The organism is Rhodoflexus sp., from assembly GCF_053489755.1.
Genome location: NZ_JBRCHD010000037.1, coordinates 33,081 through 55,205, shown reverse-complemented (window position 1 = coordinate 55,205; position 22,125 = coordinate 33,081). Strand labels below are relative to the sequence as shown.

General features: G+C 47.3%; 20 protein-coding genes. 4 read left to right on the top strand and 16 right to left on the bottom strand.

Annotated elements, in window-relative coordinates; all coding sequences use genetic code 11:
• A partial coding sequence (locus ACWIP2_RS08310; protein ID WP_448519457.1) for a hypothetical protein occupies window positions 1-366 on the bottom strand: 366 nt, incomplete at its 3' end.
• Between the two features lie 208 nt (window positions 367-574).
• On the opposite strand from ACWIP2_RS08310, the gene ACWIP2_RS08305 reads away from it, so the two are divergent.
• Together ACWIP2_RS08305 and ACWIP2_RS08300 are read left to right on the top strand one after the other, a co-directional pair.
• A complete protein-coding gene (locus ACWIP2_RS08305) occupies window positions 575-1,663 on the top strand; it encodes an aromatic ring-hydroxylating oxygenase subunit alpha (protein WP_448519456.1) in 1,089 nt (362 codons plus the stop codon).
• A gap of 127 nt (window positions 1,664-1,790) precedes the next feature.
• A complete protein-coding gene (locus tag ACWIP2_RS08300; RefSeq protein ID WP_448519455.1) occupies window positions 1,791-3,953 on the top strand; it encodes an ATP-binding protein in 2,163 nt (720 codons plus the stop codon).
• Window positions 3,954-3,959: 6 nt separating this feature from the next.
• Here the strand turns inward: ACWIP2_RS08300 and ACWIP2_RS08295 are convergent, their stop codons facing one another.
• Window positions 3,960-4,187, bottom strand: coding sequence for a hypothetical protein (locus tag ACWIP2_RS08295; RefSeq protein ID WP_448519454.1), 228 nt, complete (start codon window positions 4,185-4,187; stop codon window positions 3,960-3,962).
• A gap of 83 nt (window positions 4,188-4,270) precedes the next feature.
• Entirely contained in the window at window positions 4,271-4,891 is a 621-nt protein-coding gene (locus ACWIP2_RS08290) for an HAD family hydrolase (RefSeq protein WP_448519453.1), read from the bottom strand.
• Window positions 4,892-4,971: 80 nt separating this feature from the next.
• Here ACWIP2_RS08290 and ACWIP2_RS08285 point away from each other — a divergent pair, with 80 nt between their 5' ends.
• Both ACWIP2_RS08285 and ACWIP2_RS08280 read left to right on the top strand, forming a co-directional pair.
• Window positions 4,972-6,024 carry a hypothetical protein gene (locus tag ACWIP2_RS08285; protein ID WP_448519452.1) on the top strand — a complete coding sequence of 351 codons (1,053 nt, stop codon included), beginning with the start codon at window positions 4,972-4,974 and terminating at the stop codon, window positions 6,022-6,024.
• Window positions 6,021-6,539 carry a hypothetical protein gene (locus ACWIP2_RS08280; RefSeq protein WP_448519451.1) on the top strand — a complete coding sequence of 173 codons (519 nt, stop codon included), beginning with the start codon at window positions 6,021-6,023 and terminating at the stop codon, window positions 6,537-6,539. The genes ACWIP2_RS08285 and ACWIP2_RS08280 overlap by 4 nt, the downstream gene beginning before the upstream one ends.
• Window positions 6,540-6,628: 89 nt before the next feature.
• Here ACWIP2_RS08280 and ACWIP2_RS08275 read toward each other — a convergent pair whose 3' ends face one another.
• The 13 genes from ACWIP2_RS08275 to ACWIP2_RS08215 form a co-directional block, all read right to left on the bottom strand.
• On the bottom strand, window positions 6,629-6,904 hold the full coding sequence (locus tag ACWIP2_RS08275; protein WP_448519450.1) for a hypothetical protein: 276 nt from the start codon (window positions 6,902-6,904) through the stop codon (window positions 6,629-6,631).
• A 6-nt stretch (window positions 6,905-6,910) separates the two neighbouring features.
• Complete coding sequence (locus tag ACWIP2_RS08270) at window positions 6,911-7,285, bottom strand: response regulator (protein ID WP_448519449.1); 375 nt, start codon at window positions 7,283-7,285, stop codon at window positions 6,911-6,913.
• Between the two features lie 31 nt (window positions 7,286-7,316).
• Entirely contained in the window at window positions 7,317-12,242 is a 4,926-nt protein-coding gene (locus ACWIP2_RS08265) for a PAS domain S-box protein (RefSeq protein ID WP_448519448.1), read from the bottom strand.
• A gap of 91 nt (window positions 12,243-12,333) precedes the next feature.
• Window positions 12,334-12,975 carry an MBL fold metallo-hydrolase gene (locus ACWIP2_RS08260; RefSeq protein ID WP_448519447.1) on the bottom strand — a complete coding sequence of 214 codons (642 nt, stop codon included), beginning with the start codon at window positions 12,973-12,975 and terminating at the stop codon, window positions 12,334-12,336.
• Window positions 12,976-12,984: 9 nt separating this feature from the next.
• Entirely contained in the window at window positions 12,985-13,401 is a 417-nt protein-coding gene (locus ACWIP2_RS08255; protein ID WP_448519446.1) for an organic hydroperoxide resistance protein, read from the bottom strand.
• Window positions 13,402-13,455: 54 nt separating this feature from the next.
• The gene (locus ACWIP2_RS08250) at window positions 13,456-14,262 is read right to left on the bottom strand and encodes a lysophospholipid acyltransferase family protein (protein WP_448519445.1); all 807 of its coding nucleotides are present in this window, start codon (window positions 14,260-14,262) and stop codon (window positions 13,456-13,458) included.
• Between the two features lie 100 nt (window positions 14,263-14,362).
• Window positions 14,363-15,019, bottom strand: a complete 657-nt coding sequence (locus ACWIP2_RS08245; RefSeq protein WP_448519444.1) for an alpha/beta hydrolase — start codon at window positions 15,017-15,019, stop codon at window positions 14,363-14,365.
• 3 nt (window positions 15,020-15,022) lie between these two features.
• Window positions 15,023-16,372 (bottom strand): glucose-6-phosphate isomerase, encoded by a 1,350-nt coding sequence (locus ACWIP2_RS08240; protein WP_448519443.1) that lies wholly within the window; start codon window positions 16,370-16,372, stop codon window positions 15,023-15,025.
• A gap of 80 nt (window positions 16,373-16,452) precedes the next feature.
• Complete coding sequence (locus ACWIP2_RS08235) at window positions 16,453-16,578, bottom strand: hypothetical protein (RefSeq protein ID WP_448519442.1); 126 nt, start codon at window positions 16,576-16,578, stop codon at window positions 16,453-16,455.
• A gap of 2 nt (window positions 16,579-16,580) precedes the next feature.
• Window positions 16,581-17,024, bottom strand: a complete 444-nt coding sequence (locus ACWIP2_RS08230) for a hypothetical protein (protein ID WP_448519441.1) — start codon at window positions 17,022-17,024, stop codon at window positions 16,581-16,583.
• Window positions 17,025-17,367: 343 nt separating this feature from the next.
• Window positions 17,368-19,797 carry a prolyl oligopeptidase family serine peptidase gene (locus tag ACWIP2_RS08225; protein WP_448519440.1) on the bottom strand — a complete coding sequence of 810 codons (2,430 nt, stop codon included), beginning with the start codon at window positions 19,795-19,797 and terminating at the stop codon, window positions 17,368-17,370.
• Window positions 19,798-20,154: 357 nt separating this feature from the next.
• On the bottom strand, window positions 20,155-21,402 hold the full coding sequence (locus ACWIP2_RS08220) for an aminotransferase class I/II-fold pyridoxal phosphate-dependent enzyme (protein WP_448519439.1): 1,248 nt from the start codon (window positions 21,400-21,402) through the stop codon (window positions 20,155-20,157).
• Between the two features lie 110 nt (window positions 21,403-21,512).
• Window positions 21,513-22,085 carry an anthranilate synthase component II gene (locus ACWIP2_RS08215; protein WP_448519438.1) on the bottom strand — a complete coding sequence of 191 codons (573 nt, stop codon included), beginning with the start codon at window positions 22,083-22,085 and terminating at the stop codon, window positions 21,513-21,515.
• Window positions 22,086-22,125 lie beyond the last annotated feature (40 nt).

The window sequence follows — 22,125 nt, the reverse complement described above, 5'->3', positions numbered from 1 at the left end:
TCGCAGGACTTGTCGGGCGGGCGCAGGCTGCCTTTCCGCTTCTTCGCGCATGGCTTTGTAGAGTTTTTGCTCCTCCTCTTCGGTGGTATTGCGCAAGCGGATTTCTTGAACAAACGCCTTAACGAGTTGCGGATGGTTTTGCTCGGCGGCGGCGCGTTTGTAGATGTCCGTTACCTTGACAAGCGCTTGTTTTTCAAGCCTTTGCTGTAATAGCGAATCCACCGACTTCCACATGCGGCGGTAGTAAAGCGAATCAACGGACATGGCGGTAGCGATTTGATAATCAGTCGTTTGAATTTCGGTCTTTGGCCAAGTCATTCCTATCCAAAGGGACAGCAGACTCCAAAAAATCGGGGATAAGTTCATGGCAATGTTAGTTTGTGAGTAAATTACGTAAAACACTGAACCTTTTTTACCGCAAAGTGCGCTATGGTTTACGCAGAGAACGCCAAAGTTGGATCTATTCTAACCTTTAAATTGTGTTTATTCGCATCAATCATCATGATCTGCGTGCTATTTTATTTGTGTTATCATAATTCCTGAATCATACCAAAGGTTACTGACGAAGTAAAAAATGGAAATTTTTAACATCTCTTCCGATATCCGCGAGGCGCATACGCTCCCTACGCAGTTTTACACCGACCCGTTGTATTTTCAACAGGCAAAAGAGAAAATATTTGCCCGCTCGTGGCAGTGGCTGGGCGATGACGCTGCCGTGCAGTTGCCGCAACATGTGCAGCCGCTCACGCTGTTGGAAGGCTACCTGAACGAACCGCTGTTGCTCAGTTCCGATGAGCAGGGCGAAATCCGCTGTTTGAGCAATGTTTGCACGCATAGAGGCAAGGTGTTGGTTCAGCAGGCAGGCAAATGCCGCAAACTGATTTGCGGCTATCACGGGCGGCGGTTTGCGCTCAACGGGCAGTTTGAGCATATGCCCGAGTTCAAAGAAGTTTGCAATTTTCCCTCCGAGGCGGATAATCTCACACGTATTCCGCTGCAAAAATGGCATCGGTTTTTGTTTGCCGCGCTCGACCCACAGTGGGATTTAGCGCCCGCGCTGGCTGAAATCAACCGCCGCGTTGGTTTTCTGGACTTTGAGCGCTTCGGCTACGACCCGCTGACCTCCCGCGACTATCTGGTGCGGGCGCACTGGGCGCTGTATTGCGAAAACTATCTGGAAGGTTTCCACATTCCATTTGTGCATCCCGATTTGAACGCAACGCTAGATTTTGCGACTTATGCCACTGAAAATCACAGTTTTATGAGTTTACAAGTAGGCTATGCAAGCAATGGGTCCGATTGTTTTGCTTTGCCCAAAGGCCACCCCGATGAAGGCAAAGAAATCGCTGCCTATTACTTTTGGATTTTCCCCAATCTGATGCTGAATTTCTACCCTTGGGGGCTTTCGGTCAATGTGGTGAAACCTTTGCAACCCGACCTTTGCAAGGTGAGTTTCATTACGTACGTATATGACTATCAGCGATTTAGCCAACAAACAGCCGCGCTGACCGACAAGGTAGAGCGCGAAGATGAGGCGGTGGTGGAAAGTGTGCAACAAGGCATCCGTTCGCGCTTTTACAAGGCAGGCCGCTACTCGCCGCGCTATGAAACAGGCGTACATCATTTTCACCAATTGATAGCCAAAGCTATGAACGCTCAATAAATTCGGGTTTTTTTCGTTAGAATTACGCTATATTTCTATAATCAAATTGCTGATTTACTCATATATGCAAGGCTTTCAGGCGCTCACAGTACGTACAGCCCATTTGCCTCAGAAGGTGTTTGTACGGATGGCTTTATGTTTTTGGCTGTTTACAGGTCTTGTTTTAATAGCTCATGCACAAAAAATAGAATACAAGGTTGAAATTGTTGACGAAGATGGTGCGCCTATCAACCAACAAGGTATGCTTATTTTCAATAAGAAAGAACAGGCAACCATTCGCAATGGCAGGGGGCTTGTACTTTTGCCGCGCAACGCTCAGTGGATTTTTAGTGTGAAAGTCAATTTACAATCCGATGGAAATATTGATTATCAGCCTATCCATAAAGGCTGGACGATAAATAAGGATGCAGGAAAAATAACAGTGCGGCTACAAAAAGTAAGACCTGTTACGCTTTCGGTTAACTATCCGAATAAGAAGCCTTGGGGGGATGCCACAATTGTATTTCAGGGGCCTAATAACAATGATACCTTACAGTTGAAAGCCTCTCAAAATGGATTGATTAAGTTTGCAATCCCGCACCATGTAGATGTTGTCTCAGATAAAAATTACAAATTTTTTGTGGATGGATTTCCTGCAACTGTGGTATCAGAGCGAAGTAATATTATCAACATTGTTGCAGAGAGCGTGCGAACAGCAGATAAGGCAGTAGCCGCAGATAAACGCTCCACAGATGAGACGCGTCTGATGCTTTTAGATCATACCAGTAAAAAACCGTTGGCAAATAAGCGCATCACGATTGGCGACCAGACTGTTACCAGCGACGAACGCGGAATTGTCAGCGTGAAAATCAATAATGATTTAGACATCAAGGATTATGACATCACCAATCAGTTGGTAGATGACAACAACGGATTGGTAAAAGTATTTATCAAACCTATTCCACCCCCGATTGATATTACCTCCAGCGCATTATCGCTTGAAATGCAGTTGGAAGGACTGATCCGCATGCTGGGCGATAGAAATAACGTAATGGAGCAGGCGATTGAGAAAATTAAACTGCGGATCAATGCAGACCGGAGCTTTACCAAAGAACAGCGCGAACGACTCACCCGACAGATCCAGATTCTGGAAAATATTACTGACCAAAACGATTTAGCCTATAAAAAAGCCCATCAGGAAATCAAAAATATTCTCAAGCAGATCGGTACACGACCTGTTTCTGACACGACTATGGAGAAAGAACTCTCTATTGTCAATGCAAAACTAAAACAGGCAGAAGAAGAAAAAACACGCATCAGACAGGAGCAACTGGAAGCAGAGGAAAAATCGCGGATGCAGTTGGCAGCAGCGCTCAGCGTAGCAGGATTACTGTTGTTTATCGTATTAATATTTTTTATTGTCAATAAAAGCATCAATCGTCAGAAGCAGGAACTGGCGATGCGCATGGAAGAAATCAACCGTCAAAACGATAAAATCCGCTCACAAAACGAGTTGCTGATGATGCAACAGGATGAAATCGCACGTAAAAATTTGCGGTTGGAGGAACTTAACAACGAGAAGAATAGCCTAATGGATATTGTGGCACACGACCTCAAATCGCCACTCAGCAAAGTTGTCAACATTGCTCAGTTATTACCTGTCGTTGGTGATTTGAACGAAGATCAGCGCAATTATGTCAATATTATCCGCAAATCTGCCCTAGAAGGTACGCGCTTTATAGACAACTTGCTTGATATCAATGCAATTGAGCAAGGACAAACCATCGAAATTTCACAAGAGAACATCAGTTTGGCTGTTTTTCTCCCCGAGTTGCTGAAAAGTTTCCGCCATCAGGCCGACATGAAATCCATCCGCATGCACTTCCAGAACAAAGCCGATGATGCTATGATTAGCACAGACCGTGAATATCTGAAGCGCATCATAGAAAATCTGGTTTCAAATGCGATTAAGTTTTCACCGGCAGGCAGCAATATTTACCTCAAAGTGAAAGAAGTCGATATGCACCTGCATATTTCCGTGAAAGACGAAGGCCCGGGCATTAGCGAAGAAGACCACAAGCGGCTTTTCAAAAAATTCCAGCGACTTGCTGCACGCCCCACCGGCGGCGAAAGTTCAACAGGTTTAGGCTTGTCTATAGTTAAGCTACTGACTGAAAGGCTCGGTGGACGCATCATGGTCAACAGCGTACAGGGCAAGGGATCTGAATTTGTAGTCGTATTACCCAAAGATCCGGCTTTTAGCCCCAAAGTACTGGCTGCCGAATCAGAACTGGCATTCAGGCAGGATTGATGTCTTTTACAAGGAACTAATGGAAACACCTTCCACAAGGTAATCCATACTTACAGGCAAACCGTTGCAAATACCGTCGAGGTAATCTGCCTGCTCACCGGGTTCGATGAGAGAAAAGACAACCCGCTTGGCCGCCCCAGATATTTGCCTTGTGTTTTCGATGATAAATACCTCATACTTATCCGTTTTTTTGCTATCAGGTATTTGCCGTTGAAAATCAAGCGTTTGCCCCACTTTTACGCTGCCGAAATTGGATGCGCGGCTTTGTAATACGGTCTTGTCAAGGGGCAGTTAATTTGCATGAGGAAACAGTTAGGTCAATCAAAAATATGAATAATGTCTGTTTGGGCTGTCAGGTGCAGGGCGTGCAGTCCTGCTTTTTTTGCTCCTTCGATGTGCTGGATGGAGTCGTCTATGAATAGCGTTTCCGAAGCGCGAAGCCCGTGTGTTTCCAGAATGTAATGGAAGACCTCTGCGTGCGGTTTGCGCATGCCCAACAGATGAGAGTAATAATCCTGCTCGAAGAGATGCCCTAATCCTGTGATACTATGCTGATTTTCAATGATTTGATCGAATGCAGTTTTGTGAATGGCGTTGGTATTGCTCAAAAGAAAAGTGCGTTTGCTTTCTTTTAACTGTTTCAGCAGTTGCAGGCGCTCAGCCGGCAAGTCGAGCAACATGGCATTCCAGCAGTTGTCTATTTCCGCATCGCTGAGCGGCACTCCCAACTCCTTGCGGAGCGCGTGCCGAAACTCTTCGGGGCTTATTTTACCGATTTCGAAAGCATCGAAAAGCGCTTTTTGGTTGGCTTGGGTGTACCATTGAGCAAAATCTTTCCCTGTAATTTCCGAAAAGGCACGAATGGTACGCGGAATATCGAGATTTAAAATCACCCCGCCCAGATCAAAAATAATATTGGGAAAATCCTTTGGCTGCATCGTTTTTCTTTTTTCCGTCAAAATTGCCCGAATTTGCGATACTTTTTGTAACCTTCGCACAATTTTTCACTAAATAACCCATGAATAGACTACTAGTATGGCTTTCATGCCTTTATCTGCTTAGCGGTTGTGCTTCGCTGCCCGATCTTTCCGGGTATGCTCAGCAAACCCGCGAGTTGGCGGTGGCAGTTAATCAGTCTTACAACCGAACAGAAACCGATGTTACCCAGCGTTATATAAAAACAAGCCGCAAGTATATCATAGACACGCTGCGCAGTGCATGGCAACCTACGCAGCAGGCGCTGGCCGGCATGGCAGCCTATGCTGACGCGCTGGCAAAATGCACTGCCTCTAATAATGATCCGAAGGCACTCAACCACTTAGGAACGCAGTTGCAGCGGCTGGCAACTACTGCACGAGGCTTTGCGCCCGTTCAGGGCAGGGCGGCGAGCGAGCTAGCCAACACGGCAGTATTTCTGATCAAGCAGGCGCAGTTGGCAGCTACGCGGCGCAAATTAGCCTTTCTGCTCGAAGATTCGGATGTTGTTATCCAGCGTATGGCTGTACTGATACAGGAAAATCTGACGGACTTACAGCGCATCCATCGCGTAGTTTTGGAAGATAATTTTGATGATCTTTTTGTCAAATATGCAAGAACGGCGCGTCAGTATGAAGAGCGTCTGAAAATCAATGAATCGCTGATGCCGGAAATGCTCGCCATCGCCGAATACAGACAGGCAAAGTTGCAGGAGCGAAAGGCTAATTTATTACAAGCAATCAACATAGACCGCAATCCGGCGCAGCCTGCAACAGAGGAAGAGTTGGTTAAGCGCCGTGAGGCCGATATTTTGCAGGTTTATAATACAAATCAGGAATTTCTGAAAAATAACGAGTCTATTTACAGAGAATATGCGCAAAGCAGCGCTGCTATTAACGAACAACTCGTACAGTCTGAATTGCTGCACCGCAATACTATTGCTGCTTTGCAGGCATGGGCACAGGCGCATTCCTCTTTGAAGCGCATAGATGCTGTTGGACGTTTCTTTAGTTTTGCAGAATTTATTACAGCGGTACAAAATATCCAGCAGATCCATGCAGCATACGAAAGACCTTTTAACCCACAAAGAAGATGAGCAGAGCAAGTTGGGCTGCCCGATTGTTAGCCCTCACCGAAAAAGCCGAAGCGGCTGTCAGCAGTAAAAATCTGGACGCACAGATGCAAGTGCGTCAGGAACTGCGCGATTTTATGCAAAATCCCGAAGTTCCTACCGACGTATTGAACATTGCCAAAACTTTTAAGGACGACCTATCAACTGCTATCATTGACGGATCTATTAAAAACATACAGGCGCGAAGCGAGGAGCTGCGCCGCCTGACTGCAACTCTTGGGGAAATTACCGCCGATGTGCAGAATATCCGACAGGTAGTAGTTGCAGCAACTTCCCGCATTACCGACGGAATGCAACAGGCGATGACTGCTTTACAAGAGTTTCAAAAGATAGAAAGCCAGCTCAAAGCCAAGTTCAAATCTGCCGAAGACATAGAGACAATGGAAAAGTTGCAAACTGTATTCCAGTCCCTCAAAAAAACGCAGGAAGTTGTCCAAAACTTCAAGAAAGAGGTTGTCGACAAAAACAAGATGAGCTAATCTTTCACCAGAAGATCGCCAATGCTAATGTGCCGGTCTGCTTGCCCTTCATAAGTATAGTAGTTTAGTGAGGTAGCATCAGGAGCAGTTTATCCGGTAGGTTCGCCGGACTGCATAATTTCCCGCAGGCGTTTCTGCGATTTGTCCGATAGTGCATCGGGATTGATGTCCAACTGTCGGATAATGTCAGTCAGGCTGTTAATTTTTCCTTCCAGCGGAAAGAACTTATTAATCAGAATGACGCGGGTATCTTTCAAGATGCAATAGCCGGACTTGAAATTGCCTTTTTCGTAGCGCAAGATATAATCGGTTTCTGCAATGAGATTTTCCAGCGAGTCTAAAAATGGTTTTGTGTAGCGAATCATTGCTTCCTAAGCATTTGTCAGGCGGCGCACAGTTTCGACGAGTACATCAAAGTTGATTGGCTTTTGGATGTAATCGTTAATGCCTACGCTGCGGAAATCGTCCATTGTGTAGTTTTTGGCATTACCCGTGATAGCAACAATAGGCACAGATGCTTTGCGGGCATCGGTCAGTTGGCGCACCTTAGTAGCGCACTCCATCCCATCCATTACGGGCATACTGATGTCCATTAGGATAATATCGCAGTCGTTGGTTTCCAAGTAGTCCAGCACTTGCTGGCCGTTTTTAACTACTGTGATATCGAAGTTTTGGAACTGCAATACGCGGCGGGTAATATTTTGAATCACAGAACTGTCTTCGGCTATGAGTACTTGTTTGGGCATGTTGATTGGGGTTTAATAAATTGATGCAATTTTACGAATTAATCTGCAAAATTGATCGGTAATGCTGCTGGAACTCTGTAAAAAGGCGGATGATTTCGGCAAATTCTTCTTCCGCACGGCTTGTTTGTCCTTGTTTGAGCGCAGCCTCAAAACTTGCAGCAGCCGCGTATAACTTTTCTATGCCAAGCGTTCCGGCATTGCCTTTCAGGGTGTGCAGAATGCTCTTGGCTTGGTCGAATTGCTGCTCGGAAACGTGCATGGCAAGTGCCTCGATTAGTTGGCGGCTTTCCTGCTCAAATTCAACAAATGATTCTTCTACCATTTCTCTGCCGCCGTATTTGGTCATTTGTGCAATGACTTCGGGGCTGATAACATTCGGCGAATGGTTGCTTGGCGGGTGCTTTAATGTGAGCAGATCCTCTGCTGCATCGGCAGGCGGCGGATTGTGGATGTCCTTGCCGGCAATCATTTCTTTGACTTTAGCAATCAGCGCCTGTGCCTTGATTGGTTTGGCGATAAAATCGTCCATGCCGGCTTGTAAGAAACTTTCTCGCTCTTCTTGCATGGAAAAGGCTGTCATAGCAACAATCGGCGGCAGATTGGGGATGCCGAGCTGTTTGATGTGCTGCGTAGTCTCTATGCCATTCATTACAGGCATTTGAACGTCCATAAAGATAAGATCAAAGGCCTGCTGCTGTACGATCTCAATGGCTTCTTTGCCGCTGCGGGCGATGCTTACATGACAACCTGCGCGTTTGAGAATGCTGCGGGCAACGTTGAGGTTAACGCTGTTGTCATCTACGACTAAGATATAGGGGTTAGAAAGAATCTGCCCGCTGATTTGTGTGTCGCGCAGGTGCTCACTTTCCTCCATCACCACATCATCTGCAGCGCATTCTTTGGCGCGAAAGGTGAACCAGAAAGTACTGCCTTTGCCCGGTTCGGATGCCACGCCAATGTCGCCGTGCATTAGGCGGCAAAGCTCTTGGGAAATAGACAGCCCAAGCCCTGTGCCGCTATAAGATTTGGTGTAGCTGTTGTCTAACTGGCTGAACTTTTGAAAGAGTAGATTTTGCTGTTCGGGCGCAATACCAATGCCTGTATCTATTACTTTGGCTCTGAGCAGATAACCCTGTTGGTGTTCGTCCAGCAAAATATCGTTGGGATCGGGCATTTGTTCAACTTCGAGCAGAATTTCGATGCTGCCTTTTTCGGTAAACTTGAGCGCATTTGAAGTCAGGTTGGAGAGGATCTGCAAGAGGCGCGTTTCATCGGCAATGATATAGCGCGGCACATCTTCTGCCACCCGATAGCCGAAGGCAATATCTTTCTGTAAAGCCCGTTGCTGGAAAAGCGCGATGAGCTTATCCATCATTTTGAGGGTAGAAATCGGGGTTTTGCGCAGCTCCATTTTACCGGCTTCAATTTTGGACAGATCCAATATGTCATTCAGGATGTGGAGCAGCGTTTCCGAAGATTTTTTGATCGTTGTGATATATTGCTGGTATTCAGGTTCTAAGTTTTCGGCTTCCGACAGCAGATCTATCATCCCAATGATACCATTCATAGGGGTGCGGATCTCGTGGCTCATGTTGGAAAGGAAGCGTTTTTTGACCTCGAGCGAGTGTTCGGCAAGCTCTTTGGCGAGGCGTAACTCATCGGCAGCTTTTTTCTTGACGGTGATGTTGTGTGCAACGCCCGCAACTTCATCAACCTCAAAGCCATTTGTCGTAATAATTGGGCTGAGGAAAACCTCGTACCAGTACTCTTCGCCATTAATGCCGATCATCTTGCGCTCGAACTGCTGCGGATAGCCCGAAAAGGCGAGTTTGTATTTGTCTAACCAGAAATACGCCTGTTCGCGGTCGTTCTGGCGATAAATATCAGGCAGCGACATGCCTGAGGTAAGGTTGAGGTTGTACAGCAATCGCAGCGAATTGGCATAGTTACCATTGAAGCGCGTAATGACGAGGTCTTTGTTGACCGACCACATCAGGTGTTGCCCACTTTCAAAAATAGCTTGCAGGCGGGCGTTTTGCTCGTTGATTTTTTCCTGATTTTGCGTTCTTTGGATAGCCGTTGCCAACTGCCCCGAAATAAAGTTGAGCAAATCCAAGTCGCGTTTGTTGTACATTTTCCGGTCGCGGTACGACTGCAAGATAATCATCCCGATGACTTTCTGGTCAATTTTGAGCGGTACGCCCATCCAAGTCTGCGGCAGCGGATCTTCGGCATGAATATCATTACTCTGAATGATGCGCCGCATCATGTCGTCGTAAAAGAACATAGGGCGGTCAAATGTGAGTGCATATTCAGCAAAGGCTCTGCCTTGTATGCCCTCGTCGGGGGCGTAGTCCGAATTGACGAAGTAAGGGAAATAAACACTCTGATCTTTTTCGTTGCGCAGTGCAATGAGGAAGCTATCTACTTCTATGGTTTTCTTAAGCTCCATGTAGAAGTTGTGGTAGAGCATCTCCAGATTGGTACTATTGACCGTCAGGCGAGACAGGTTATAGTACAGGGTTTGTGCCTTTTCCGAGCGGATTTGCTCGGTAACGTCGTGGAATACAGCCCGATACATAGCGGATTTTCCTTCCTCAAAGCTGTAACTGATGCTGCCGCGCAGGCTGATTTTGCGCCCACTGCGGCTGACAAAGCAGGTTTCAAAATTACCAACTGCACCTTCTATGGCTGCTTTTTCCAGCATTTGGCGCATGGTGAGCGAACTGTCTTCATGGACAACATCTTGCAAGCGGATCGTGCGGAGGTCTTCGGGCGTGTACTCCATCGTATTGTACCATGCCTTATTGACAAATGCGAACTGGCCTGTCTCATTGGTGATTTGAATCAGATCGCTTGCATTGTCGAATAGGTCTTGCAACAGCAGGTTGCTTTGCGTAAGTGCCTGCTGTACGCGCATGGTTTCGGAAATATCTTCGCCAACAATTGTCACCGAAGCCGGCTCACCACTTGTATTGTTCCAGACAATAGTATTGAACCGCAGTTGCAGGTATTCGCCATTAGCACACCGTAGCTTGCCGCGAAAAGTATTGAGAAGTTGCTCGTGGAAAAATTTACTGTTGCCAATGAGTTTATCCGTATTGTCGAATATTAGGATCTGCTGTAGGGGGATGCCGATTAGCGCTTCTTCATCCCATCCGGTGCTCTGCAACAAAAAGCGGTTGCAATAAGAGATGCACCCGTCTGTTTCTACCGTCAGTGCAAGGATCTGTGCTTTTTCTATGGCACTCTCCAGCCCCTCGCGCGAGTAGCGCAGGGCTTCAGCGCGTGTAATTTCTAACTCCTTAGCTTTGCGCTCGGTAATGTCGGATGCTGAAAAGATAAACCCTTCGAAATCGTTTTGGTTGTCGAAATAAGGCACGCCATTTTCCAACATCCACCGATAGTCGCCGTTTTGTTTGCGCAGCCGGTAGCTGATCTCAAAGTTTTGCCGCTTGATCAGGTTGCTGTTGAATACGCTCATGACATGGTTGCGGTCTTCGGGATGAACGTATTGCAGCCACTGAATCTGTCCTTCCCCTTGCAAGCCGACAAACCGATACCAACGCTGGCTAAAGAATACAAAGTTGCCGTTTGCGTCGGTAGTACGCAGCAACGAGGGCGAGTTATCGGCAATAATTCGAAAGCGATTTTCACTTTGTACTAACTTGTTTGCTAACCGCGCTTGTGTGATGAAACTGCCAATTTCGGTACTAAGCAGGTTGAGCAACAGTGCAGAGTTGCGTATATAGCTTTCTAACTCTACAAGCAGCACGTGTCCGACTTTGTTTTCGATGATAATCGGAATAAACATCAGGTGGGTCTGCTGCTCTCGGCTGAGTGTTCCGGCAGGAAGTTCGAGTGATTGCCGTTCCTGAAAGACAGTCGGGTACTGAGCAGTCTGAATTTCCTTGAGAATGGGTAGCAGGCGGTTGTCTATGTTAAAATGGAACTTGAGCAGCGCAAAGTAAAGATCGTTGCTCACTTGGTAAAATCCTGCACCTTTGATATAGTCCAGTTCATAAAGTTTGGCAATAGCAGCGATGAGAATATCATCGGTTCGGTGCATACCCGCAATAGCGCGGATAGTTTCTTTGACTACTTTCAGTTCGTTGTAGCTGGCAATAACAGATTCTTCGTTTGCCTGCTGGTGGGTAACATCGCTTAGGAAACCTATCAGCATATCTTGTCTGCCGTAGCGTACTTTTCTGAAAAGGACTTCGTTTTCACGCAAATCGCCAAGGGGGCTTTTTGCCGTCCAGTGGTAGGTAGCTTGCTGGTTTTTCCATGCTTCGATGATCTGTTCGCGCAAGCGTTTTTTATGAGCGGGGACCGAATGTATGAAGTCTTGGAAAGGGATACCTGTTAGTCCTTTGGCAGATTGTTTTTGTAAAAAACGTGCAGCAGTTTCATTGATTTCTACTACTATTCCGCCCGCATTGAGTAGCACCATTGCCTGTGGACTGTTTTGAAATAATTGGCGGCAATAGTCTTGCTGCGATGTTTCGGGCTGCTCGCCGCTAATGTCCCATGCCGACCAGCGGACATAGCTGCTGCTTTCTGTGATGCCTGTTACTTGCTCCAAGCGAGCTTCGAAGCGCACGTAGTGCAGGTTGCCATTTTTGTCTATCAATTGCTGTTCGCCCTCTGTACGGGTCTGTTCGATGAGCTGCTCGATGTAACTTTTGAACAGATGCCTTTGGTCATAAACAATAAAATGGCGGAGATTCTCGGGTTTTCCTTCCTTGCTGAAGGGCTCGAAAAGTTTCCTCATTTCATCGCTCATGCGGATGATATTACCCGAAAGATCATGCAGACATATCCAAGAGGCGCTGCTCCTTGCAGGCTCTCCTACCTGATGATGTAGTTTTTCCTCCAGTATCTTAAGTTGCGCACGCAACTTTTCGGCTTCCTCTTGTAGCAATGCTCTGCTTTTTCCTGTATCGGGAATGATCATGCTTTGTTTCTCTATGCGCTCGAAGACACTCCTAATGTAGCAATTTACCCATAAATAGTATAACTTTTTTAGTGCAAATATTGACCCGAATTTAAATCTGGCAGAAGGGATTGGTACGCTGTTCATATCCGATGCTCGTCTGCGGCCCATGTCCCGGATAAACAACTGTTTCAGGCGGCATCGTGTAGAGTTGCTTGCGAATATTAGCGAGTAATTGCGCGTGGTTTCCGCCGGGAAGGTCTGTCCTGCCAATGCTGTTGAAAAACAGCACATCTCCGCCAATGCAAAAACCATCTTTCGGGCTGTAAAATACCAGATGTCCGGGCGAGTGTCCGGGTACAAATCGGATTTCCATTTGCGCACTACCAAAAGTTAGCGTATCCTTTTCGGTCAGAAAACCCGATGGCTCGGCGGGTTCGTAGCCACCGAAGCCGTACATACCTGCATATTGCGGTACAGAAGATAGTACGACCTGCTCTTTTTCAGGAATCAGGAAAGGGACTTTGTAGGTCTGCTGGATGAAATAATTACCCAAAACATGGTCTATGTGGCAATGTGTATTGACAAGCAGGACGACTTCTAATCCATTATTGGCAATGTATTGTTGCAAAATAGCCTTTTCGCGCCGATGATAGCATCCCGGGTCAATAACTACAGTTTTGCCCTGCGGATCAGACAGCAGATAAGTGTTCTCTTGAAATTCGTTGAAGGTAAACGAGTGAACTTTAATCATTACCAAGCGCTATAGCACAACTAATTTTACATCTATGTTGCCCCTTGTGGCTTTTGAATAGGGGCAGGTATTATGTGCAGTAGCTACGAGTTCTTCGGCTTCTTGTCTGCTAAGATGGGGGAGTGCAACGTGTATTTCTGCGCCCAGCCCGTAGCCGCCTTCCTTGTCTGTACCGATATGTACCAATACAGTAACAGTAGCATCAGTCAGATTTTTTCCTTTACCTGCAGCCTGTAAAGCTCCACCAAAGCAAGCGGCATAGGCTGCAGCAAACAGTTGTTCGGGGTTGGTGAAATTACCTTTAGGTCCGCCGAGCGCTTGTGGTTGGCGCACCTCCAAATCTAAAATACCGTCATCGGATTTGACGTTGCCTGTGCGAGCGCCTGTATTGGTTACAGTTGCAGTGTAGTGTATCTTGCTAAGCATAGTAATTAGTTGATTGTTGTTGATATGGGTAAAAATAGTAACTATTAGCAAACTTTATGCTTCGGGCACAGGAGGAATTCCCGACCCTTCGGGTACTTGTTCTATCAGACGCGCTATTTCTTCCCTGATCTGCTCTATTGTATAGCTGTCATCGAAAACGATAGGGGGCTTGAAACGAACCGAGAGCGTTGTTCCGCGCTTTTTGAGGCGTAGTCCTTTTTTGTCGAAAGCGCGGCGGAAACCATTGAGAACGACAGGCACAACAATGGGCTTATAGTCCTTAATGATGTGTGCTGTACCCTTGCGGATGGGAGCATAAGGTTTGGTAGTGCCTTGTGGAAAGTTGATCACCCAGCCGTACTCCAGCGCTTTTTTAATCTTTTCAGGTGCATGCCGGTCAGGTGCGCGTTGTACGTCTTCGCCCTTGCTGCGCCACGACCTCCTAACCGTTACTGCGCCGGCATAGCTGAACAGCTTCGGCAAAAATCCGCTTTCCATCATGGTTTCTTCCGCAGCCACATAAAAACTTTTAACACGTGGCATAAAAAAATAGACAGGAAAGCGGATAGTGTCTTTCATTCGCCACTTGACACTGCAAAAAATATGGTACAGCGCGATCACGTCGGCATAGTAGGTCTGATGGTTGGAGATGAATAAAACGTTTTTATCCGGTAAATCCATCAAATATTCAGAGCCTTCTATTTTGAGCTTATTGATAATATTCATTCTCGCATAAGTACCAACGGCAAAAACGCTCATTAATGCGCGTTTGAAAATAAGCCAGTTGCCAAAAGGATCGCGCCGCAGAAGTTTTAAACGGGGCAATTTGACTTTCTTAGGATTAAATATGCGAAGTGCCATTGCTGATGAAGGTTTACATTGTTGCAAAATTGTTATGATCGCATCCCGATATTGATACCATCTTCACTCACGCATAATTAATAAAAAAGCAGCTAATTCGCTATTCACTAATGAACGAAATGACTTCCGATGGAAGTTCGTGTCCGCCTTCAAAGTTGACAATCTTCGGACAGAGTCCTGCTGCTTCTAAGGCATCAAAATGTTTTTCGGCTTCGCCTTCGGCAATCAATTCGTCCTGATTACCATAAACGAAAAGCAGTTCATGCTGAGGAATAGCCGTTTCATGGATATTTGCCAGCACGTCGGCAGGCATTTCGCCCGCCCATAAAATCAGGCGGGTGTAGGGCGCTTGGTTTTGTGCCAGCCAGCGGCAAAGCGTTGCGCAGCCCTGCGAAAAGCCCAGCATATAAACCTGCGGCACGTCTTTGAAATGCGGCTTTGCCGATTCGGTTGCATAGACGGTTTGCAGGTAGCGCATGTTGTTGGCAATGTCGTTCAGGCGGTCTTCGCGGGTCATCCAAACCGCGCCGACTCTGCCCTCAAAGCCTTTGAGGTAGTGTTTGGAAAGTCCCTGCGGCGCGATGATATAGTTGCGGGCAGGGTCTAAATGAGTAAACTTACGCAAAAAATAGGCTGCCAACTGCCCGTAGCCGTGCATGACAAACCAGATTTTTTCTGTTTGAGCCGAAAGTTCGCCCCAAGTGTAATAGCGGGCGTTGAAATTAAAAACAGCATCGTGTTGTGTAATATCTTCCATCGGTTACAGCCGCTCGCGCAAGGTTTTTGCCAGTTCTTCGTAGCCCGGTTTGCCCAAAAGCGCAAACATATTGACTTTGTAAGCCTCTACTCCGGGTTGGTCGAAAGGATTGACGCCCAAGATATAACCGCTAATGGCGCAGGCTTTTTCAAAGAAGTAGAACAACTGCCCGATGTAGTATTCGCTAATGGTCGGTATTTCAATCACCAGATTAGGCACGTTGCCTTCTATGTGTGCCAGCAGCGTGCCTTTTTCCGCCATTTTATTGACGGTGTGCATATCTTTGCCTGCTAAGTAGTTGAGTTTGTCCAAATCTTCGGTATCGGTCGGAATCAGTACTTGGCGGCGGGTTTTGCCTACGGAAATCACTGTTTCAAACAGGTTGCGCTCGCCGTCCTGAATGAGTTGCCCCATCGAGTGCAGGTCGGTTGTAAAGCCAACGCCTACAGGCAGAATGGCTTTCAGGTCTTTGCCTTCGCTTTCGCCGTAGAGTTGCTTCCACCATTCTACGAGGTATTGCAGGCGCGGGTGGTAAGTTGCCAGAATTTCAATGTTTTTGCCCCGACGGTACAGCGCATTGCGCACGGCAGCGTATAGCGAAACCGGATTTTTTTCCATGTCGCTGCCTTGCTGCGAATGAAGCTCCATGTCGCGTGCGCCTGCCATCAGTTGGCGGATGTCAAAACCTGCCACAGCAATCGGCAGCAAGCCCACAGGGGTCAGCACCGAAAAGCGCCCGCCCACATCGGGTGGAATGGAAAAGGTTTGGTAGCCTTCCTGCGTAGCCATTTTGCGCAGCGCACCCGATTCGGGGTCGGTGATGGCAATGATGCGCTCGCGTGCGCCTTCCTTGCCATAGCGCTTTTCCAAATCCTGCTTTAACAGGCGGAAAGCAATTGCAGGCTCGGTAGTTGTTCCCGACTTGGAAATAACGGCAACGGCATAGCTTTTATCTGCCAGAATGTCCATCAGGTCGGCGTGATAGTCGGCGCAAATGTTCTGCCCTGCAAAAATGACTAATGGGGCTTTGCGTTGTTCTTTGCTCAGCATTGGGCTGAAATGGTGCGAAAGCGCATCAATCACTGCCTTTGCGCCCAGATAGGAGCCGCCAATGCCCACTACGACAAAAATATCGGCGACTTGCTGCATTCTGCGGGCAGCAACTTCTATTTCGCTAATTAACTGCTCGCTGGTGCTGCTCGGCAAGTTGACCCAGCCCAGAAATTCGCTGCCTTTGCCGGTGCGGTTGCGCAAGGCTTCGTGGTGCTGGTCTATTTCTGCCTGATAGCGGCTAATATCTCTGTGAAGTACAAACTCTAAGATTTTGCTGATGTCAATTTTCAATGGTTCCATTTCTTTGCGTTCAGTGTGCGTAGCAAAGATAAAATTTTAGTCTTAACGAAACCGACGCATATCAATACCGCACCTGAATTTCACTTAAAAAAGAAGTTGCCGCGAATCTGTACCGAGCAAGGCGTTTCGGTAGCAAGCGGTACGGGTTTTCCGGTGAGTTTGTCCAACCAACTGCGGCGTTTGTCTTTGACCTGTAACTCGCTCATCATCAGTTGAATTGCCCGATGAATAGTTGGAAAGGGGGGAGTAATATCTTAATAACACCCAGTCCTCCTGTGATGAAAATATCCAGATGTTTACCTTCCAGCGCTTCGTTGCGCAGGTCTATAATGGTTTCGCTGAAATAGCTTTCAATGCGGATTTGAAACTCATTACCAACTATTTGAGCCGTCCGAAAGTCAATTTTCTGCGTTCCGAACAGGGCAGTACCTTTAACGGGACGCTCATCCAGCACAGGCATCTCCTGCTTTTCACTGTTGAAAATGGTTTGAAAAGGCGCTGTTTGCATAGTTGGAGACACCACTGTGCGTTCGTAGGCAGCCTCTTGTACAAACTGCGGTTGCTGTTGTGCAGGTGGAAAAATTTTGTGGCGAATGGATTTGGGAAAGTCGGAAATTACAGGCTTCAAATCTTCAATGCATTCGGCTTTCATGGCTTCCTGCAAGCGCCTTTCGTATTCTTTTTCATCCAGATTTTGCTAGGAAAAGGCAGTTTGCAGCGCCTGAATGACCTCTTCCATCTTTTTAGGAAGTCCGTAAGTAGTTTTCATGGCTGTGGGCGTGTGTAAAGTAGTACGGCTCATTTGACGATTGCGCAATTAAAAAGTGCGATACGTAGAGTAATCATACGCCAAATCAGCCTGCCGGGTTTTTTAAAAAATATAACCTCAGCGTTCTTAGCGTAAACCTCAGCGTTCTTAGCAGTAAAAAGAGTTCAACCGTTAAGGACACTGAGTTTAAAACGCTGAGTTCGCTGAGGCTCAATTTATTTGCGTATTAGTTGCTCTTGGCGTTCTTCACGTACTTTTCCAGCCACTGATCCATTTCCCACAGCATGTGCATCACGGATTCCTTGGCGCGGTAGCCGTGGCTTTCGTGTGGGAGCATTACCAATCGGGTAATAGCGCCATGTCCTTTCAATGCGTTGTAGAAACGCTCACTCTGGATCGGGAAAGTGCCTGAGTTGTTGTCAGCCTCGCCGTGGATGAGCAGAATCGGCTCTTTGATTTTATCGGCATACATAAACGGCGACATCTGGCTGTAAATTTCAGGAGCTTCCCAGAACGTGCGCTCTTCGCTTTGGAAACCAAACGGAGTCAGCGTGCGGTTATAAGCGCCGCTGCGGGCAATGCCTGCACGGAAATAGTCGGTGTGCGCCAGCAGGTTTGCGGTCATAAATGCGCCGTAGGAGTGTCCGCCAACGGCAACACGGGCAGGATCCATTACGCCGAGGCGCGTGCCTTCCTCAATCAGCGCTCTGGCGTTCATCTCCAACTGTTGCACGAAAGAATCGTTTGGCTGCTTATCGCCTTCGCCTACAATAGGCATCGAGGCATTGTCAAAAACGGCGTAACCTCTTGTTACCCAGAAAATAGGCGAACCCCAAGAGAGGCGCGTAAAGCGATACGGCGACCCACTTACACGACCTGCAGCGTCGGCGCTCTTGTACTCACGCGGATATGCCCACACGAACGAAGGCAGCGGTCCGTCTTCTTTTTTGTAGCCCGCAGGCAAGTACAAATCGGCAGTCATTTCCACGCCGTCGGCGCGCTTGTATTTCAATAATTGTTTGGTTACGCCTTTCAGACCTTCGTAAGGATTGGTGAAAGCAGTCAGTTGTGTTATCTGCTTTTTCTTCAAGTCGCGAAGGAAGTAGTTCGGATTCTCGGTTGTTGATTCGCGGACGGTAACTAACAGCTGTTTCTCATTGTTGATAATATCAACAGGTCGCTCGTAGTAAGGAGCTTCTGAACGCCATAAACGGGTTACTTTCTTGGTAGTCAGGTTGAATAAATCTACAAATGGACGGTCGCCTTCGGGAGAAGCGCCTGCGCCGAAGAAGTAAATTGTGTTGTCTTTCTGGATGTCCAATACGTTGCGTCCGAAGGCGTTGCGCTTGGTGCGCGGCGTGCCCGGATCGGTGTAGGTGTCTTCGTAGGAGCGGTCGAAGAGGACAACCGGAGCGGCTTGCGCATCGGGATGGATGACGTGTACGATCTCTTTGCGGGTAGCCCACCAGCGCTCGCGGGCGAAAGCCGTTCTCTCATTGCCCCATGTAATGCTCGTAAAACGGAATTTGGTTGCCAGAATCTCCTTTGCTTGTCCGTCGAAGGGAGCATTGAGCGCGAACACGCGGTCGCGGATGGCTGCTTCTTTTTTGGGATCGCCCTCGTCCTGTGCTTCTACCCATACGATGGTTGCAGGTGCATCGGCTCGCCAGCTGTGGCGGCGCGGGCCTGTTGGTACGGCATCAAAACCTGTCGGGAGGTTTTCTGCCAGCGGGCGGTCTGTCAAAACTTTTACCAACTTGCCCGTAGCAGCGTCGTAAACAGCTACCTGATAAGGGAAGTTATTGACAGGTACTAAGTAAGAAAATGGACGCTTGATGATTTGCATCATCACAAAACGGCCGTCGGGTGAAGCAGAAGCCTCGCCGATCATACCTGCCTCGCCGATTGGGGTCAGCGTGCCGTTCAGGTCAGTAATAACTGTTTGAGCTGTGGCGTAGTACTCAAACATTTTCTCGTCGGAAGGAGATTTGAGCAAGTCCTGATAGGTGCGTGCAGGGGCGCGTTTGCCTACGTTTTCTTGTACTATCGGGCCTTGCGGCACGTTATCGGCAGCAGGGGCAGCGCCTCTTCCCTGCGGAATAATGGTGCAAAGCAGGCGCTTGCTATCGTTCATCCACTCAAAGGGAGTACCGAGCACGCTATTGAGGACAAAGTTACCTACACGGTTGGCAGTTGCTGTTGCTATGTCAATTACCCATAGTTCAATGGACTTATCTGTTGTATGTGCGAAAGCAATTTTCTTTTCATCAGGCGACCACGAAACGTTGGAAATCAGCGCATTAGCAGGCATGCCTTTCACATCAATTTCTTCTTTGCCCATCACTTTGCGCAGTTTAATGCCTACAATGTAGCCTGCGCGGCTCGGGCCATTAGTATTAGGATTGATCCGAAGACCAGCTAAGCGCAGTTCGGGCTGTGAAAGCTCGGCAATGCTTGGCAGTTCGGACTGCATCAACAACACCATCCAGTCGCCTTTGCTGTCAATGCTTACGCTTGGGGTAGAGGATGCATTGACCAAATCAACAATAGATTGCGGTGGGGTCTGGTATTTGACATCTATTTGCGCCAGCAGTTGTGCGGCAGGGCTGAGACCGCATAGCAGCAGCATCGCCCCGCGAAATAGTAGTTTTTTCATACGTATTCGTGTTGTTTTTCCGAATGCGCCAAAGGTACGCAATTTTCCTATTTACAGGGAAGAGTAAACACAAGTTGCCTGTTTGTTGCACACGCCACAAATCATACTGCAATGCATCATATACCACGTGGATTTTATCCTGATTATATACTGGTAGCATGAAAATCAACCCTGCCCCCCTTTTGCTGATCTGAATTTATCCATCATGCAATTCATAATGGTATAAGTTACCGATTAGAAAATATCGCTTTGTGTCTGCTATGCGGGCTAAAGTACGTTGTCAAATTTAGGGTACATATACAAAAAAGGCGTACCGCATGATGTAGTACGCCTTTTTTACTTTGATCTTGCACCGGACTATACCATTGCCGTAATTTGGCTTTGGGCATAAATGCCGCTGCGCAGTTTATCAGAAATTTTTTCGAATGCTTCAATAGTGCGGTTTACATCATCCAAACTATGAGCAGCTGTAGGAATCAGACGCAGCATAATTACATCTTTCGGCACTACCGGATAGATAACGACAGAGCAGAAAATGTGGTAGTTTTCGCGTAGGTCTATGATCAGATTGGCAGCCTCGTTAGTGCCGCCACTCAGGAATACAGGGGTTACAGGGGACTCGCAGGCACCGATTTTAAAGCCGCGTGACTTCAGTCCGCTTTGCAGCGCATTAACAATTTCCCACAGCTTATCTTTCAGTTCGGGCATTGTGCGCAGCATTTCCAGACGCTTCATATTACCGATGACAATTGGCATGGGCAGCGTTTTGGCAAAAATCTGCGAACGACAGTTGTAGCGCAGGTACTCAATCACGTTTTCAGGGCCTGCAATAAAGCCGCCAATACTTGCCATTGATTTGGCGAATGTAGAAAAATACAAATCTACTTCGTCCATTACGCCGAAGTGTTCAGGTGTGCCAATACCTGTTTTGCCCATCGTGCCGAAGCCGTGCGCATCATCTACCAGCAGGCGGAACTGATATTTTTGCTTCAAGGCAACAATCTGATCCAGTTTACCCAAATCGCCAAGCATACCAAATACGCCTTCTGTAATTACCAGAATAGCGCCGCCTGTTTCATTGGCAAGTTTGGTAGCGCGTTGCAACTGCTTTTCGCAGTTTTCAATATCGTTGTGGGGGAACATGAAGCGCTTGCCCATGTGCATCCGCAAGCCGTCTATGATACATGCGTGGCATTCTGAATCGTACACAACTACGTCGTGGCGGGTCAGAAGTGCGTCAATAACCGACATGATACCCTGATAGCCATAGTTAAGCACCATTGCATCTTCCTTGCCCACAAACTCGGACAGTTGTGCTTCGAACTGTTCAATAATTGTAGAGTTGCCCGACATCATGCGTGCGCCCATCGGATAGGCAAGTCCGTATTGTTGTGTGGCTTCTGTATCAGTTTTGCGGATTTCGGGATGATTGGCAAGTCCCAGATAGTTGTTCAGGCTCCAGTTCAACACTTCCTTGCCTCTGAACATCATATGAGGGCCGATTTCGCCTTCCAGTTTAGGGAAAGCAAAATAACCATGAGCTACCTGCGAATGTTGCCCCAGCGGGCCACGATTGGTTTTGAGTTTCTCAAATAAATCTACCACGGCTTCAAGTATTGGTTTTTTACGATAAATCCGGCAAAGTTAAGGAAATAACCTGAGTCCGACAACGCGCAATTGGCGCGCTTTTGGGGCTTACTTATACGCATGAGTAGTTAAAAATTTTTTAACCAGTTGCTAAGCAAAGCCGCACCACAGGCAGTCATTACCGATTCGGGATGAAATTGTACTCCTTTGATGTCATACTGCTTGTGAGACAGTGCCATAATTGTTCCATTGGTACTAAGGGCAGTTACCTGCAAGCAATCGGGAAGGGTTGCTACTGCCCATGAGTGGTAAAGCCCGACCTCAAAAGTTTCGGGCAGCCCGCAAAACAGGCGCTCTTGCGGCTCTGTTACGCGGATAGGAACTTTCATGCCGTGCCATACCTGCCCCATATTAAACAATACCCCGCCAAAGGCTTCTGCGATTGCCTGATGCCCTAAGCATACTCCTAAGATAGATTTCTTGCTGCCATAAGTCATTAGAATATCGCGCATCAGCGGTATTTCCGAAGGCACGCCCGGCCCAGGCGAAAAAATTATTTTATCATAGTTTGCAACTTCGGGCAATGAGATTTCATCGCAAGTGCGTACTGCCCATATACCATCGAAATTTTCATCAATCAGTTGTGCAAGGTTGTAAGTAAAAGAGTCGCGATTATCTAACAATAAAAGTCGGACAGACATGAAGCAGGGACAAGGTTTTTTACTAAAAACAACTTATTTT